The organism is Mucilaginibacter koreensis (assembly GCF_054783355.1).
This window is the reverse complement of sequence record NZ_BAAGQS010000001.1, coordinates 1,498,025-1,513,632: the sequence shown is the minus strand read 5'-3', so window position 1 is coordinate 1,513,632 and position 15,608 is coordinate 1,498,025. Positions and strand designations below refer to the sequence as shown.

The window sequence follows — 15,608 nt, the reverse complement described above, 5'->3', positions numbered from 1 at the left end:
ATTTATTTAGATAGCACCGTATCGGGTTTGTTCAACTGCAGGCACAGGTTGGTGTAAAACTGTTTGTCGGCACTGCTGAGCTGGTATGAGCCTGCGTAATACGAACCTGCATTTTTATCTTTTGGGTAAAGGGTTTGATAAGCGGCAGGTTGCAAATCGCGTTTTAACAGCTGTGCTGCGTTTTTATAGTTAATAAAAAAGCAAATGTTGCTACGTTCGCTCATCAGGTTACTAAACTCATTAAACCGGTTATTGCCCGGCAAAAAAGTACGCTGACTGTAGATAGCCTGATAGTTTTTTAAAGCAGCAGCCGTATTGGCTAAAAAGAGGTAGTTATCGGTAATCCAAAAATAAGGGCGTTTAAAAGCGCTGAATGCATCGCCCAGCAAGAAAAACGGCAGTTTATTGTAATTAAACCTGCCGGTGTTATCTTCTGTAGCAATGCTGATATTAGCCAGCGACGGTAGTAGTTTTGAACCGTTTTTAAGCTGAATAATAGCTATTTTTTCATCAAAACGGGTAGTAACAATAGCAAATTCATTTCCAAGCTGGCTGTTAAAATCACCGGCTGCATCAACGCCTGTTTCACTTTTTATTTGCTGCAGCAAGGCATCCCGCTCTGGCTTCAAGCCGGCCCTGTTTTGCCATTGCACCAAATTGTGTTGAAACAGGGCAGGGTCAGATACCGAAAAGCAGGTGCTGTAAGCGGTAATGAGCGGAAAAATACTTTTAAGCTCGCTCACATAGGGTTGCTGATTGGCAAATAGGGTAAGATAAGTAGCCGGTGATCTAGGTTCAATAGAAGTATATCCGTTAAACATTAATGCATCGCTTTTATAATTGAGTGTGAGCGCGGCCTGTGCGGGCAGTGCGGTTAGGGGGTTTATAAAATCTGCGTTGGCAGCTTTAAACCAATGTCCCACAAGCGGGTTAAAGGCAGCATAATTGATATATAAGTTGGCCAATACGTTACCTTGTTGCTGATCGGGCAGGGGCTTAAACCGGCTTTTTTGGGTTAAAGATTTGCTTATAGCTTCAATTACTTCGGGCGAAAAACTGCCTGAATAAATGTCCTTCCCCCGTTCTATCAGCTGAAAAGGACGGTTCAGCCCTGTTAGTTGAATGGATAAGCCTTTGTTGCCGCTAAAAGTTTGCGGTGTAACATTAGCTACCCCTTTATTTTGTTTAAGTAAGGCCGCAAGTTGGTTTACAGGTAATGTATGATTACTGCTAAAGGTAAGCAGCAGGTTGCCTCCGGCATGAACGGAAACATATAAGGTTTGGTTGTTAAAATGCGTATTTAAAAGTGCGCTGTGCAGCAGTTGCTGGCGTAATATCTTTAATTCATGTAACTGTTCGGTGCCTGCCAAAGCTGTAAATAAGGCGCTGCTATCATATACGTCATAAAAGCTGTCATCGTTATTAATACCCATAATCAGGGCTGCATCCGCCGGTATGGATTCCATAATGCGTTCCGTATCGCGCCCGGGCACATGCAGATTTTTGAAATACAGCAGCGTAACCACGGTAATGGCAGCAATTAACAGGATGGTCAGCGCAATTAGTTTCTTCATGAGCGAGGTGATGCAAATGTATATTTTTTACTTTGCAGCCATAAATAACTTAGTGGTTTTTGATACTTTAGCTACACTTACCCACATGGATAAACAAATTATTTTTACTGCTGCCGTACTTGGTGTGCTGGCAGTAGTGTTAGGTGCCTTTGGTGCACATGGCCTGCGCGCTTATCTGCAGCCGCAACAAATCGAAATCTGGAACAAAGGTGTACAATATCATTTTTACCACGTTTTTGCGTTATTGCTATTAGCAGCACTGCCTCTCGCCAAAGGAAACCTGGTTTATGCCAGCTATTGGTGCTTTACTTTAGGTATTCTGTTTTTCTCCGGCTCCTTATATTTATTGTCTTGCAGGGAAGTGTTGAAGTGGGACTGGTTGAAAATTATGGGCCCGATTACGCCCGTTGGCGGATTGCTGTTTATTGCGGGCTGGGCAATGCTGGCCATCGCTGCGTTGAGGAAGTAATTATAACATGACACTCGAATTTACTGATACCCACCATACCGATCGTTTAACGCTGTTTGCTGAGGTGATTTTACCTCTCGCGATAGCAAAGAATTATACTTACCGTGTGCCTTATGAGCTTAACAGCGCCATTGCAGTAGGTAAGCGCGTGGTGGTGCAGTTTGGTAAGAGTAAGTTGTATACTGCAATTGTAGCCGCAGTTACCGACAGGGCCCCGGAACGCTATGAAGCCAAATACCTGATGGAGATTTTGGATGACCAGCCCGTAGTTACCCCGCAGCAACTGCAATTTTGGCAATGGATGGCCGATTATTATTTGTGCAATACCGGCGAAGTAATGAATGCTGCGCTGCCTGCTGCACTAAAGCTGGCCAGCGAAACCCGCATTATGTTGAACCGCGATATTGAATTTGACCGCGCCATACTGCACGACAAGGAATACCTGATTGTAGATGCACTCGATATTCAGCCTGAGCTTTCGGTAAGCGATATTGTGAAGTTGCTGGGGCAGAAAACCGTGATGCCTTTATTGAAAGGCCTGTTCGAAAAAAATATTGTCAATATATCTGAAGAAGTTAACGAGAAGTACAAGCCTCGTAAACGTACCTATCTTACACTCAACCCTGTTTATCAGGATCAGGAAAAGCTGCGTGAACTGTTTGCCATTCTTGAGAAGCGGGCGCCAAAGCAGGCGGATGCCGTGCTGGCCTTTATCAAGCTGAGCCGTGAGCAGCACATGGTTTCAAAAAATGACTTGGCCGAAGCAGCGGATGTAAATAGTCAGGTAATTAAAGCCTTAACCGACAAAGAAATATTTTTTGCAGAGGATAAAAACGTAAGCCGCTTGTACTACGAGCAGCAGCAAACCCCTGCTACTTTTGAGTTGAATGAATCGCAACAGGCTGCGGTTGACTCCATCAGGCAGCAGTTTGAGGAGAAGGATGTAGTGTTATTGCACGGTGTTACTTCATCGGGTAAAACGCAAGTTTATATCCGGCTGGTGGAGGAGGTGATACAATCCGGTAAACAGGTATTATACTTGCTGCCCGAAATTGCCTTGACCACGCATGTCATTGAGCGCCTGCGTAAGTTTTTCGGTAATGATATTGGTATTTATCATTCGCGGTTTAATGATAATGAGCGGGTAGAAGTATGGCATAAAATACTTAATCACGAATACAAAGTGGTACTGGGCGCACGCTCGGCTGTGTTTTTGCCTTTTGATAATATTGGTTTAATTATTATTGATGAGGAGCATGAAACCTCTTACAAGCAATTTGACCCTGCCCCCCGCTATAACGCCCGCGATGCTGCTATCTATTTAGCCAGCCGGTTCGGGGCTAAAGTATTATTAGGTTCGGCTACGCCATCTATCGAATCTTACTACAATGCCCGTACCCATAAATATGGTTTTGCCGAAATGACGGAACGCTTTGGTGGCGTAAGTCTGCCGCAAATTGAGGTGGTAAGCATCACCGAAGAAACCAAGCGCAAAACCATGCAGTCGCACTTTACAGGCGTACTGATGGAAGATATGCAGAAGGCTGTTGAGCATAAAGAGCAGGTCATCCTGTTTCAGAACCGCCGGGGCTATGCACCGGTATTAATTTGCAAAATATGTGCTTTTACCCCGCGCTGTATCAATTGCGATGTAAGTTTAACTTACCATAAAAGCAGCCGCAAATTGCACTGCCACTACTGCGGCTACAAAGAGGACACGCTGAACATTTGCCCGGCTTGCGGTTCAACCCACCTGGAATACAAAGGCTTCGGTACAGAAAAAATTGAGGATGAGTTAAGCATACTGCTGCCCAAAGTGCGCATTGCCCGTATGGATTTGGATACCACCCGTGCACGTAACGCCTACCAAACTATTTTAAATGAACTGGAAGAAAAGCGTATAGATATATTGGTAGGTACGCAAATGGTAGCTAAAGGATTAGATTTTTCTGATGTTACGGTAATTGGTATCATCAATGCCGATAGCTTACTCAAATATCCGGATTATCGTGCAAACGAGCGCAGCTTTCAAATGCTGGCCCAGGTGAGCGGCCGGGCCGGGCGCCGGGGTAAGCAGGGGAAGGTGGTTATCCAAACGTATAACCCTGAGCACCGGGTAATTCAGCAGGTAATCGCTAATGATTATAAGGATTTATACTTTACCGAAATAGAAGAGCGTAAAACGTTTAAATACCCGCCGTTTTATCGCATTATACAATTTGATATCAAGCACCGCGACCCTGATCAGCTTACCTTGCAGGCCGATTATATAGCTGGGGAACTGCGCAAGCATTTTGGCGACCGGGTGGTAGGTCCGGAGTTTCCGCTCATCAGCCGCATACGTAGTTTTTACATTAAATCTGTAATGCTCAAGTTCGAGCGTGAAGGGGTTTCGCTGGCAAAAGTGAAAACCATTATCCGTGAGGTCATACTGCAATATCAAACCACCAAATTGAGCAAAGGTAGTTTGGTACAACCAGATGTAGACCCGTATTAATTCCGTTTGATTTCTTCGATATGAATTACCGGGTAAGCATTATCCGGAGACAAACCGCATTGAAATTTAGTGTTCAGCAGCGTGTATTTGATATGTACTTTCAGGCTGTTGGTTTTAAAATCGTTGCTGAGATTGTCGGCATGATAAGTAGCACCATTTGTGGTTTTTATCAGCCAGTCGCATCCATCCGCAGCTACGCTGCCGCTATATTGCAAGGTAGCATCTGCTTCCAGTGGGTGGCGGGTTCTCTTGCAGCCAAATATTAGCGTACCGGATATTATCCAGATGATTACGCCCATTTTAAGCCAAAAGAGATTTTTGATGGAAGACATATTACACCTTACTACGATCAGAGAGGTTACTATGCTACACTACCTGCGATTTGAACATTTTGTTTGGCTTTGAAGTCAAAATAAATTCATCAGATTAAGTTTCAATGAATTAAGCATTATTGGGCAGATTAATGCGCTCATGATACTTTAAGGCTAATTAATTTAGCTAATTTTGTTACGGCAATGGCATATAAGTTTATAGATAATTACCGTGAAAAAGGTGCCCGCAAACGGCTGGTTGATGTATTGAAAAAGAAGGGTATTGAAGATGAGCAGGTACTTAAAGCCATAGGTAAAGTGCCACGCCATTTCTTTTTTGATGAAACCTTTTGGGCACAGGCTTACAAGGACATTGCTTTCCCCATTGGTGCCGGCCAAACTATATCACAGCCTTATACGGTAGCCTACCAAACGCAATTACTGCATATTAAACGCGGCGACAAAGTACTGGAAATAGGTACAGGGTCGGGTTATCAAACTTGTATATTATTAGAGTTGGGTGCCACTGTATATACCATTGAGCGCCAGCAAAGCCTTTATGAGCGCACTACCCAGGTGTTGCCCCATATGGGCTATCATCCCCGGTTTTTTTTAGGTGATGGTTCAAGAGGTATTGCCGAGCATGCCCCCTACGATAAAATTATTGTGACTGCCGGTGCGCCAACAGTACCCGATTTATTATTAAAGCAGTTAACCATTGGCGGTATACTGGTTATTCCGGTAGGGAACGAGCAGGAACAAAAAATGGTAACTGTACTCAAGGTTGCCGAAAACGACTACGAGCGGGTGATATTTGATACCTTCAGGTTTGTGCCTTTGGTAGGGGATAAAGCCTGGTAGTTTGTGTTTTAGTGCGGCTATGGCTTGTTTTGAGTTTGTGCTGTGCTGATTGGCAGTTTACTTTTTGCTTGATCAAAAAGTAACAAAAAATCAAGGCAGAAACAATCCTTCCCCGCGCAAGGCCACCGCATGGCCCGGGCGGTTTCTGCCAGCCCACCGCGCCTGGGTAGAGAGGTATTTTGTTTAAGCACGTCATTGCGAGGAACGAAGCAATCTCTCTGCTCAGTGCCTTTACTTGACGTATAGAGATGGCGCCCGTTCCTCGCAATGACGCGGGGGATGTTAAGCATTCTGTTCATTCTCAAATTCTGTTTCTTGGCTCTTGATTCTCCTTTCCCCGTCAGCCCCTCCAGCTTTGGGCGAAATGCTGGCAGCACATGATGGCCCTGAGCGTAGGGGAAAGGCCTTTTAGTGTTTGCACTACCACTCATTAAAGCACCGTCTGTTCATACGCAAACACTAAACAGCCTGTGGTGCTGCTTGCCTTTGCAGGGCAGGCCTCGGCGGCAAAAAAGCCTTACGGGGCTGTACTTGATTTTTTGGTTCTTTTGTATCAAGACAAAAGAACATCAACGAACATAAAGCACTACCAAAAACTATCTCTTCATTGCCCTATCCATCTCCACTTTCACATCCCTCTCCTTCATAGTTTCGCGTTTGTCGAAGGCTTTTTTGCCTTGGGCCAGGCCAATTTCGAGTTTGGCAAAGCCTCGGTCGCTGATGAAGATGGCCAGTGGAATAATGGTGAGGCCTTTTTCCTGGGTGCGGGTTTTTAATTTTTTTAGCTCTTTCTTCTGCAGTAGCAAGGCGCGGTCGCGTTTGGCTTCGTGGTTGTAAAACGAGCCGTGTGAGTACTCGGCAATGTGCAGATTGCGTACGTATAAAATTTCATCAATAAAGGTGCAAAAAGCATCATTAATGTTCGCTTTACCTTCACGTATGGATTTAATTTCGGTACCTAACAGCTTGATGCCTGCCGTGTATTTATCAAGCACATGATACTCAAAGTAGGCTTTTTTATTTTTGATGTAAACGTTTTGATCACTCATTTTTCAAAAGGTAAAGAAAGGCAAATTTAGCGCATTTGCGGCTTAACTATCAACACCGGGATATTTACTTTGTGCCGTACCGAATTTACCGTAGTACCAAATATTAAATCCTTCAATACTTTGTGCCCGTGTGAACCCATCACCAAAAACTGAATACGCTCTTTTTTTACAATGCCTGCTATGGCATCAGAGGTATTACCGTAACCTATTTTGGCTTCAGCCTTATAGCCCATGCCATTTACAATCTGCACATATTTATCCAGGTTATTAGCGTCGCTTTGCGTTTCCTGATCCATAGTTTCTGTACCATGATAGCGGGCGCCGGCAGTTTCAACTACGTGGATTAAAGTATAAAGCGCCTCTTTACCGCCTTGTGTAAGGGCGTGGCGTAACGTATCCTGGTCGTTTTTAGAAAAATCAATGGTGATGCCAATATGACTGTAGGTAATCGGGTTCAGGTTATCAATGGTGCGGGCAATGCCATGCGGAATAAACACGGCATCTTCTTTATGCTTGGCCAGCAGAGGCTGAAGCATAACATACAGCAGCAGTAAAGCCAGTCCGATAGCTACAGGAACAATTACCCAATGAATAATGGTTAATGATATGCCCGCTTTACTCCATTCCCCAATTTGTTCAATCACCAGGCGGGCGTTAAGGCCAACAATCAGGATGGCGAAGAACCAGGCAAGCAATTGGGTAGGTTTGCTGATAGCGAAATTGCCCATTCGTCGTTTGTCTGACGTAAATATCACCAGCGGTATTACCGCAAAGCCCAATTGCAAACTGAGTATTACCTGGCTCAATACCAATAAATTGTTTAATCCTTCTTCGCCCGAATATACTACCGTAAATATAGCAGGTACAATAGCCAGCAGGCGGGTAATTAAGCGGCGCAGCCAGGGCGTAATGCGGAGGTTAATGTGGCCCTCCATAATAATTTGCCCGGCTAAGGTACCCGTTACCGTTGAGCTTTGCCCGGCGGCTATCAAAGCAATGGCAAACAAAGCCGGGGCCATACTGCCGAACAGGTTGTTTAGCAATTTATGTGCATCTTTTATCTCGGCCACATGGATAAAGCCCCGGTTAAAAAATGCTGATGCAGCTAATATCAAAATAGCAGCATTCACAAAAAAAGCCAGGTTAAGCGCTATGGTAGTATCCCATAAATTAAATCGAAGTGCATCCTTAATCCCCTCATCTGTACGACTGATTTTGCGGGTTTGTACCAGCGATGAATGCAGGTATAAATTATGCGGCATTACCGTTGCACCTATAATGCCAATGGCAATGTAAAGCGCGCTGTTAGAAAGCGTATGCGGCACAAAGCCTTTGATTACATCATGAAAAACCGGCTTTACAATAAACATCTCAGTGAGAAACGATAATCCGATGATGAATATCAGCGATACAATAAAGCCTTCGAGTTTGCGCATGCCTTTGTTCATCAAAAACAGCAGCAGCAGCGTATCGGTTAAACTAATGAGCACGCCCGCAATTAAAGGTAAATGAAACAGCAGTTGCAAACCAATGGCCATACCGATTACCTCGGCTAAGTCACAGGCAATAATGGCGGTTTGAGCTAAAATAAAGAGACAGAAATTAACAAAACGCGGGTACGCTTTTTTGGAAGCCTGGGCTAAATCTACCCCTCTTACAATACCTAACCTCGAACTTAAGTTCTGCAGCAGTAAGGCGATGAGGTTAGAGAGCAGCAGCACCCAAATAAGACGGTAGCCAAACTGACTGCCTGCGGCTAAATCAGTAGCCCAGTTACCCGGGTCCATGTAGCCAACGCTGATGAGGTAGGCCGGGCCAATAAAAGCCAGTGCCTTTCGCCAGCCGGATTTATTTTCGGTATTTACAGAGCTGTGTACGTCGCCTAAAGATTCGCCATGAAGTGTGTTCATTTATCAAGCTTAACAAGTAAGATGTATTTTAGTTGATGGACAATATATAAATATAAATTAGGATTGCCTAATTTAATATATTCGGATATTCGATAAATGATGAAACTTAATTTATTACATCCAGAATTTATACTAAGGTGCCATTCAACAGAGTTTTATAATTAAAATTTGTTTCGGTGAAATATTCCCTGAATAAAATTATATTTCGGTTTTAAATATTTGTTCTAATTTTGAGCTATGGCGAATGAACTCGATAAGATAGACCTTCAGATTTTAAAGATACTTCAGGAAAACGGCCGCATAACCAATTTACAGCTTTCTAATGAAATTGGGTTGTCGCCTGCACCTACACTCGAGCGGGTTCGGAAGCTGGAAAATGCAGCTTATATCAAAAGTTATCATGCCTTGGTTGATGAAGAAAAACTGGGCTTAGGCATTAAAACTTTCATCCAGGTATCACTCGATTTTCATAAGAGCAATACCATACAAACGTTTTTAAACGAGATACAGCATATTAAAGAAGTAACCGAGTGCCACCACGTAACCGGGCAGTGCGACTTCCTGTTAAAAGTATATGTGCGTGATATCAAATCGTACGAACAGCTCATTATGGAAAAAATCAGCCGTATTTCGGTGGTGAAAACTTTCCAAACCATGATGATCATGTCCACCAGCAAAAAGGAGCCGATTGTGCCGCTGGAATACTGATGATAGAATCAAGAATCAAGATAGGCTTTTGAACAAAGAGAAAGGACAAAAGACAAAGGTTACAATTTCCTTTATCTTTTGTCCTTTCTCTTTTTATTTGTCCCAAAAACTTGATTCTTGGCTCTTAATTCTTAACTCTCTTTTCTTAATGTATCTGCCAGTCAATGGGCTGCTTGCCTTCCTGCTCTAAAATGGCATTGGTTTTCGAGAAGTGGTGGCAGCCGAAGAAACCGTTATCGGCCGAGTAAGGAGAGGGGTGGGCAGCCTTTAGTACATGGTGTTTGGTGGTATCAATTAATTCCTCTTTCGCCTGGGCAAATTTGCCCCAGAGCAAGAAAACAATACCTTCTTTTTCTTCAGATATTTTTTTGATCACCGTATCAGTGAATATTTCCCAGCCTTTTTTCTGATGCGAGCCCGGCTTGCCGGCCTGCACTGTGAGGGTAGCATTCAGTAGCATTACGCCCTGTTCTGCCCATTCGGTTAAATCGCCATGTGCGGGAATTGTAAAGCCCGGAATATCAGTTTGCAATTCTTTATAAATGTTTTTTAATGAAGGCGGAACAGTAACACCTTTGTTAACAGCGAAAGATAAGCCAATGGCCTGATTGGCACCATGGTAAGGGTCTTGCCCTAAAATGACTGCTTTTAAGTTGCTGAACGGAGTTTTGTTAAAAGCATTAAAAATATCGCTGCCTTTAGGATATACTTTAACGCCCGCTTCTTTTTCCTGTTTCAAAAATTCGCGAAGCTTAACCATGTAAGGTTTATCAAACTCTTCGTGCAAAACTTCAAGCCAGGATGGTTCCAAATCTACTGCCATAATATTTTATATTACTCGTTGCTTAAGCGTGCAAATAAACGGATATTTGCATATCAATTGGATAAATACAAATAGATGTCAAATATTGTTCGTTTAGTTATTGCCTGTGTAATTATGGGCGCTGCTGTGGCACTAACTGTTTTCGGCCACTGGGGCTGGGGTATACCGGTGCTGCTGATTGGTGGCTTGGTGTTGCTGAGTTTCTTTTTCAACGAAAACATGATTATTGCCCAGTACTTTTTGCGCAAGGAAAAAGCTGATGAGGCCGAAAGCTGGTTGTTAAAAGTGACTGATTATGAAAAGCAACTGCACCGCAAGCAGCACGGTTATTACAACTTATTGTTAGGATTAATTGAATCGCGTAAGGCGCCACTGAAATCAGAGAAATACTTTAAGAAAGCTCTGACATTGGGTATGGGCATGTCTCACAACACAGCCCTGGCTAAGTTGAGTTTAGCCGGTATCTCAATGGCCAAGCGTAATAAGCGCGAAGCTCAGATGTACCTGTCAGAAGCCAGCAAAGAAGATAAAAATAAATTACTGGCCGACCAGATTAAGCAGATGAAGGGCCAATTGAACCAAATGGACAAGCAAGTTCAACGCGGTTTCAGGGGTTATTGATTAAAAGCCTGCTTACTGAAGAATATAAGGATAGCCTGTTTGCTCAAAGCAAACAGGCTATTTTTCTTCCAGGTTGCCGAAGTAGTCCGGTTCCAGTGAGTTGCTTTTGTTCAATTCCATCCGGTGGTCAATGCGTTCTTCAACATCTGATGGGTTAGACACCTCCACAATTTTCAGCAGCGTACGAATCAAATTGATATTGAATTTGCTGCGGTCAAGTTTTATCAAGAACTCTTTGTCGGTAATTTCAAGAGCTGAATACATAGTCTTATACGTGTTTTTATAAAGCTATGCGAAATGTGTGAAGGTGAAGTTATAAAGAAATTAAGTTTCTGTTAAGATTTATTTCGTGAAAAGGGAATTTGAATTATTAGCAACAATACTGTGAAGGAAATCACCGTTGTCATGCTGATTGATAAGAAAGCATCTGTACTGAGCCAGCTCTGCATGCAAACCAACACCTGTCATGCTGAGGCACTCGAAACATGGGGTGCACAGGCTGCTGCTATGAATGGCTCTACATCTACCCTTCGAGTACCTCAGGGTGACAGTGGTAGCGATATAAACGAAAAGCGAAGAGCCTATAAGATGTGTGTTAACCTATAGGTTCTTCGCTTTTGCTCAGAATGAAAAGACAGGTTGTCAGCTTACGCAAACCAAGCCATCACTTCCTCTTTAGTTGGCATTGCCAAATCATTCAATTTAAGTTTTTTACGCATACCGCCCAAATCATTAAATACTTTGTTCGGGTTAGCAGCTTTTAACTCATCAGGCGTATTAAAACCCATTTTATTAATTACAGGTACCCACTCAGCAGGAACGCCGATGTTTACGAAATCGTCGATAGTTATTACTTTAGCCTTCTTTTCAGGGCGCATTTGCGGGAAGAATAATACTTCCTGGATGGTGCTTTGGTTGGTCATCAGCATTACCAAACGGTCAATGCCTATACCAAGGCCCGATGTGGGCGGCATACCGTACTCCAGGGCACGTAAAAAGTCCTCATCCATCGCCATGGCTTCCTCATCGCCGCGGCCGGCTAATAATAATTGATCTTCTAAGCGTTCGCGCTGGTCAATAGGGTCGTTCAGCTCCGAATAGGCGTTGGCGATTTCTTTACCGTTTACAAACAGCTCGAAACGCTCTACCAAGCCCTCTTTGCTGCGGTGCTTTTTGGCCAGCGGCGTCATTTCAATAGGGTAGTCGGTAATATAAGTAGGTTGTATCAGATTGGCCTCTACTTTGGCGCTGAATATCTCGTCAATCAGTTTGCCTTTACCCATGCTGGCATCTACCTCAATGGCTAAATCGCGGCAGGTTTGGCGTAGGGCTGCTTCGTCCATCGCCGATACATCAATACCGGTGTATTTCTCGATAGACTCATACATCGACAGCTTTTCGTAAGGGCCGGCAAAGTTAATTTCATGCTCGCCAACTTTAACTGTTGCAGTGCCATGTACGGCCTTGGCTACTATTTCCAGGCACTCCTCTACCATGGCCATCATCCAGATATAATCTTTATAGGCTACATAGATTTCCATGCCGGTAAATTCCGGGTTATGGGTACGGTCCATACCCTCGTTACGAAACATTTTGCCAAACTCATACACGCCGTCAAAACCAGCCACAATCAGTCGCTTTAAATACAACTCATTGGCAATACGAAGGAACAAAGGCATATCCAAGGTATTGTGATGCGTATTGAACGGACGCGCCGCCGCGCCGCCGTGCACCGCTTGCAGAATAGGCGTTTCCACCTCCATCCAGCCCTGTGCATTGAAGTAGTTACGCATGGCGCTGATTACTTTTGAGCGGTTGATGAAGATCTGCTTATAATCTGGATTGACCGTTAAATCCACATAACGCTGGCGGTAACGCAACTCGGGGTCGGTAAAGCTATCATAAATATTGCCGTCATCATCTCTTCTTACTATAGGAAGTGGTTTTAAAGATTTTGAAAGTAATACTAATTCTTGTGCATGTACCGAAATTTCACCGGTTTGAGTAAGGAAAACGTACCCTTTTACACCAATATAATCGCCAATGTCTAAAAGCTTTTTAAAGACAGTATTATAAAGGGTTTTATCGTCACCAGGGGCAATCTCGTCACGTTTGATATAAACCTGAATACGGCCAGTAGAGTCCTGAAGTTCGGCGAACGAAGCATTGCCCATGATGCGGCGTATCATGATACGGCCGGCAAGGGTTACTTCTTTGTAAGCTTCAGGGTTATTATTGAAATTATCTTTAATATCCTTCGCGAAGGCGGTTACCTGGTAAGCTTCGGCAGGATAGGGGTTAATGCCCAATGCACGAAGCTGTTGTAATGACTCGCGACGAATAATTTCCTGTTCAGACAAGGCTGCAATACTCATAGTTAGTTATGCTGAATTTAAGGCGCAAAAATAGCGTTTTTTCGGTGATGTTAGGCAGTGTTAATTGCAAACAGCCATCAGGCATGGTACTTAAAACAGAAAGCCGCTTTTGTTGAAAGCGGCTTTCTGTTTTAAACATTGTTTACTTCGTGAAAATTTTTGTCAGGTCAACAAAGCCGGGGCTTGTATTGCTGTACCAATCAGGGTAGTTGGTACCGCCTGATGATGCCCAGTCTGAGAAATGCAGGTAAGCAGCATTGATGGCTTCTCCCTCAATGGGGTAACTAAATTGCGTAGTAAAGTTTAACGCCCAGGGCCAGTTGGCTGATGAGATATAATACTTACCGCTTGCAGGTGCTGAAGCATCGTCAGCAGTGCCGAACAGTTTCATATTGACCTTATCAGTTGGGGCATATCCTGGCAAGTGTACCTCATACTCGCGGCGCAAGTTGCTGATCAGGAAGGGGTTGAAACTGGATACGAGTAATCTGGCCGCATCAATAGGCGAGTTGAAAGTGACCTTAATGGTAGCAGCAGCGCCCAATACTTTGCTCTTGCTGTTGGTTGTATTTACAAATGATGAATTATCAGAATTTTTAATCAGCGCTTCGCTGTTATCAAACGGAATGATTACCGCTTTGCTCTGGCCGGCTTCTACACCGTTACCTGCAAAAGTAATGTAGTTGCTGATATTGTTTTGCTGACCGGATACCGATTGTACCTCGCTGGCCAATACCGGCAGCTGAACGCCGAAGCCGTTGCGGTAAGTAGCGCCTGATGCCACCGGGGCAAATTCGCCGGTAACATCAACCACCTGGTTTTTATAGTTGCTGGTAAAAGTATAGCGATAATTTACCACCAGGTCATTTAAATCATAATCGCCTTTAAAGGGCCAGTTATCTTCAAAAGCAATAGTAGCATAGCCGGTTTGCGAAGGGTAGTAGCTTACGTAAGCGCGTGACGCGTCATTCGGGAAGGCATCCAACTCATCAGGAACAGTATCGCCATCGGCATCGCCACCTTTGTCAATTTCGGGCACGCCACCAGTAGAGATGGCCGTAACCGGGTTGGCGCTGGCGTAAATCACCAAATCATTAAAGTCATCATCAGACGTTCCCTGGCGGTTCAAATCCTCAAAGCCAATCAGGAACAGCTTATGCACATCATCATACAAGGTAACGGTATGCTTTTTCGAGTTTACATTGGTTTCCGGATTTAACAGATAATCAGAGTAATATTTGGTATTTGATACTGTGATACCACTGCCTGTCCAGGCGTTCTGAATCAGGACGAAGCCGATGGACGTGCCTGCATTAAAGCGGCCTAACTTTACCTTGTCGCCGGATTTCAAACCGCCGCCGGAGCCGTAGCCTGAAGCATTAGCAAAAATAATGGTCGCTCTGCTGATGTTGCTCACATCGGTTGGCGGATTGCCGGTGGGGTAAGTGAAATAGGCCAGCGAATTCATGTTGCCGGCACCTTCTGATACATAGGTAATCCATACATCAGAAGTGGCGGTTACATTGATATCGGAAGTAGCGCTGGTTTTCAGGTAGTCGGGGTGTGTGGTGGTCAGCGGTTTGCCTTCGGGTAGGGAGGCGTTTACATAAGATAACAAACCACTGCTAATCACATCCGGATTTGGCTCAAGGTATGCAGGCCGGCCTAACTTGAGCGGATAAGTTGAGGTATTTAAATTGGCATCAGATGAACTATTATAAGGACTAGGATATGCAAAGGTAATACCTGCAGAAGATACAGCGAGGGTAGTCAGCGTGCTACCACCACCGCCGGGTGCGGAAGTTGCAATGTTTTCAGCCTGTATATCACCGCTGAAACTGTTTGCACCGCCAATAGTGGCTGTAATACTGTTGCCGGATGAAATAACACCCTGTGCATTACGCATCAAGCCCACATAGGCCGGATCAATGATGAGGCTGGTTACTGATGATGGAACGGTAACCGTACCCTGTAGTAAACCAGCACTGTTGGTTACTCCTTTGTAAATCGGAGCGTTGCTGTTAGGCAGGTAAACACTTACCACTACGCCCGGTAATGCGGTGTTTTGATTGGTAAGCAACGTGAGATTTAAGCTTACATCCTTTGAGGTTTTGTAGTTAAAGCCATCAGGAGCAGCTTTTGATGTGTTTTGGCCGGGGGCCGTACCATCATCTTTGTTGGTGTAGAGGCTTTTTCGGCACGATGAAAAGGCAACGATGCCGGACAGCAATGCGCAGGTAAAAAATTTATTCATGTCGTAAAATTAAATGTGAAGTGTAAACCCTTTATAGGGACTTGCTTTTATACTTTTCATCGTTTTACGACAAAACGGATGAATTGGTTTTCAAAAAAAGCTCATGAATAAAAAAGGGGATAAAGTATTTATATTTTAGCCCCTCAAAGTTTGCGT

Annotated in this window: 14 protein-coding genes; 6 read left to right on the top strand and 8 right to left on the bottom strand. The window is 44.0% G+C overall.

Features of this window, described 5'->3' with window-relative positions; all coding sequences use genetic code 11:
- Window positions 1–2: 2 nt before the first annotated feature.
- On the bottom strand, window positions 3–1,574 hold the full coding sequence (locus ACYVNW_RS06870; RefSeq protein WP_460679107.1) for a hypothetical protein: 1,572 nt from the start codon (window positions 1,572–1,574) through the stop codon (window positions 3–5).
- On the opposite strand from ACYVNW_RS06870, the gene ACYVNW_RS06865 reads away from it, so the two are divergent.
- Complete coding sequence (locus ACYVNW_RS06865) at window positions 1,549–2,043, top strand: DUF423 domain-containing protein (RefSeq protein ID WP_460679106.1); 495 nt, start codon at window positions 1,549–1,551, stop codon at window positions 2,041–2,043. The two genes, ACYVNW_RS06870 and ACYVNW_RS06865, sit on opposite strands and share 26 nt — an antisense overlap.
- A 7-nt stretch (window positions 2,044–2,050) precedes the next feature.
- Window positions 2,051–4,540 carry a replication restart helicase PriA gene (gene priA, locus ACYVNW_RS06860; protein WP_460679105.1) on the top strand — a complete coding sequence of 830 codons (2,490 nt, stop codon included), beginning with the start codon at window positions 2,051–2,053 and terminating at the stop codon, window positions 4,538–4,540.
- Here priA and ACYVNW_RS06855 read toward each other — a convergent pair.
- A complete protein-coding gene (locus ACYVNW_RS06855; RefSeq protein WP_460679104.1) occupies window positions 4,537–4,872 on the bottom strand; it encodes a hypothetical protein in 336 nt (111 codons plus the stop codon). The two genes, priA and ACYVNW_RS06855, sit on opposite strands and share 4 nt — an antisense overlap.
- Before the next feature lie 183 nt (window positions 4,873–5,055).
- Here ACYVNW_RS06855 and ACYVNW_RS06850 point away from each other — a divergent pair, with 183 nt between their 5' ends.
- The gene (locus tag ACYVNW_RS06850; protein WP_460679103.1) at window positions 5,056–5,712 is read left to right on the top strand and encodes a protein-L-isoaspartate(D-aspartate) O-methyltransferase; all 657 of its coding nucleotides are present in this window, start codon (window positions 5,056–5,058) and stop codon (window positions 5,710–5,712) included.
- A gap of 596 nt (window positions 5,713–6,308) precedes the next feature.
- Here the strand turns inward: ACYVNW_RS06850 and smpB are convergent.
- Together smpB and ACYVNW_RS06840 are read right to left on the bottom strand one after the other, a co-directional pair.
- Window positions 6,309–6,761 carry an SsrA-binding protein SmpB gene (gene smpB / locus ACYVNW_RS06845; RefSeq protein ID WP_460679102.1) on the bottom strand — a complete coding sequence of 151 codons (453 nt, stop codon included), beginning with the start codon at window positions 6,759–6,761 and terminating at the stop codon, window positions 6,309–6,311.
- A gap of 26 nt (window positions 6,762–6,787) precedes the next feature.
- Complete coding sequence (locus ACYVNW_RS06840; protein ID WP_460679101.1) at window positions 6,788–8,671, bottom strand: Nramp family divalent metal transporter; 1,884 nt, start codon at window positions 8,669–8,671, stop codon at window positions 6,788–6,790.
- A gap of 237 nt (window positions 8,672–8,908) precedes the next feature.
- Between ACYVNW_RS06840 and ACYVNW_RS06835 the strand changes: the two genes are divergently transcribed.
- Window positions 8,909–9,379: an Lrp/AsnC family transcriptional regulator gene (locus tag ACYVNW_RS06835; RefSeq protein WP_460679100.1), complete on the top strand. Its 471-nt coding sequence runs from the start codon at window positions 8,909–8,911 to the stop codon at window positions 9,377–9,379.
- 145 nt (window positions 9,380–9,524) lie between these two features.
- Here ACYVNW_RS06835 and ung read toward each other — a convergent pair whose 3' ends face one another.
- Complete coding sequence (gene ung, locus ACYVNW_RS06830; protein ID WP_460679099.1) at window positions 9,525–10,202, bottom strand: uracil-DNA glycosylase; 678 nt, start codon at window positions 10,200–10,202, stop codon at window positions 9,525–9,527.
- A gap of 75 nt (window positions 10,203–10,277) precedes the next feature.
- Between ung and ACYVNW_RS06825 the strand changes: the two genes are divergently transcribed.
- Window positions 10,278–10,823, top strand: coding sequence for a DUF2892 domain-containing protein (locus ACYVNW_RS06825; RefSeq protein WP_460679098.1), 546 nt, complete (start codon window positions 10,278–10,280; stop codon window positions 10,821–10,823).
- 57 nt (window positions 10,824–10,880) lie between these two features.
- Here the strand turns inward: ACYVNW_RS06825 and ACYVNW_RS06820 are convergent, their stop codons facing one another.
- Window positions 10,881–11,087, bottom strand: coding sequence for a hypothetical protein (locus ACYVNW_RS06820; protein ID WP_460679097.1), 207 nt, complete (start codon window positions 11,085–11,087; stop codon window positions 10,881–10,883).
- A 141-nt stretch (window positions 11,088–11,228) separates the two neighbouring features.
- On the opposite strand from ACYVNW_RS06820, the gene ACYVNW_RS06815 reads away from it, so the two are divergent.
- Entirely contained in the window at window positions 11,229–11,429 is a 201-nt protein-coding gene (locus ACYVNW_RS06815; protein ID WP_460679096.1) for a hypothetical protein, read from the top strand.
- 41 nt (window positions 11,430–11,470) lie between these two features.
- On the opposite strand, the gene lysS is transcribed toward ACYVNW_RS06815, so the two are convergent.
- Window positions 11,471–13,198, bottom strand: a complete 1,728-nt coding sequence (gene lysS, locus ACYVNW_RS06810; RefSeq protein WP_460679095.1) for a lysine--tRNA ligase — start codon at window positions 13,196–13,198, stop codon at window positions 11,471–11,473.
- A 142-nt stretch (window positions 13,199–13,340) separates the two neighbouring features.
- Window positions 13,341–15,452 (bottom strand): LruC domain-containing protein, encoded by a 2,112-nt coding sequence (locus ACYVNW_RS06805; RefSeq protein WP_460679094.1) that lies wholly within the window; start codon window positions 15,450–15,452, stop codon window positions 13,341–13,343.
- Between the last annotated feature and the right edge of the window lie 156 nt (window positions 15,453–15,608).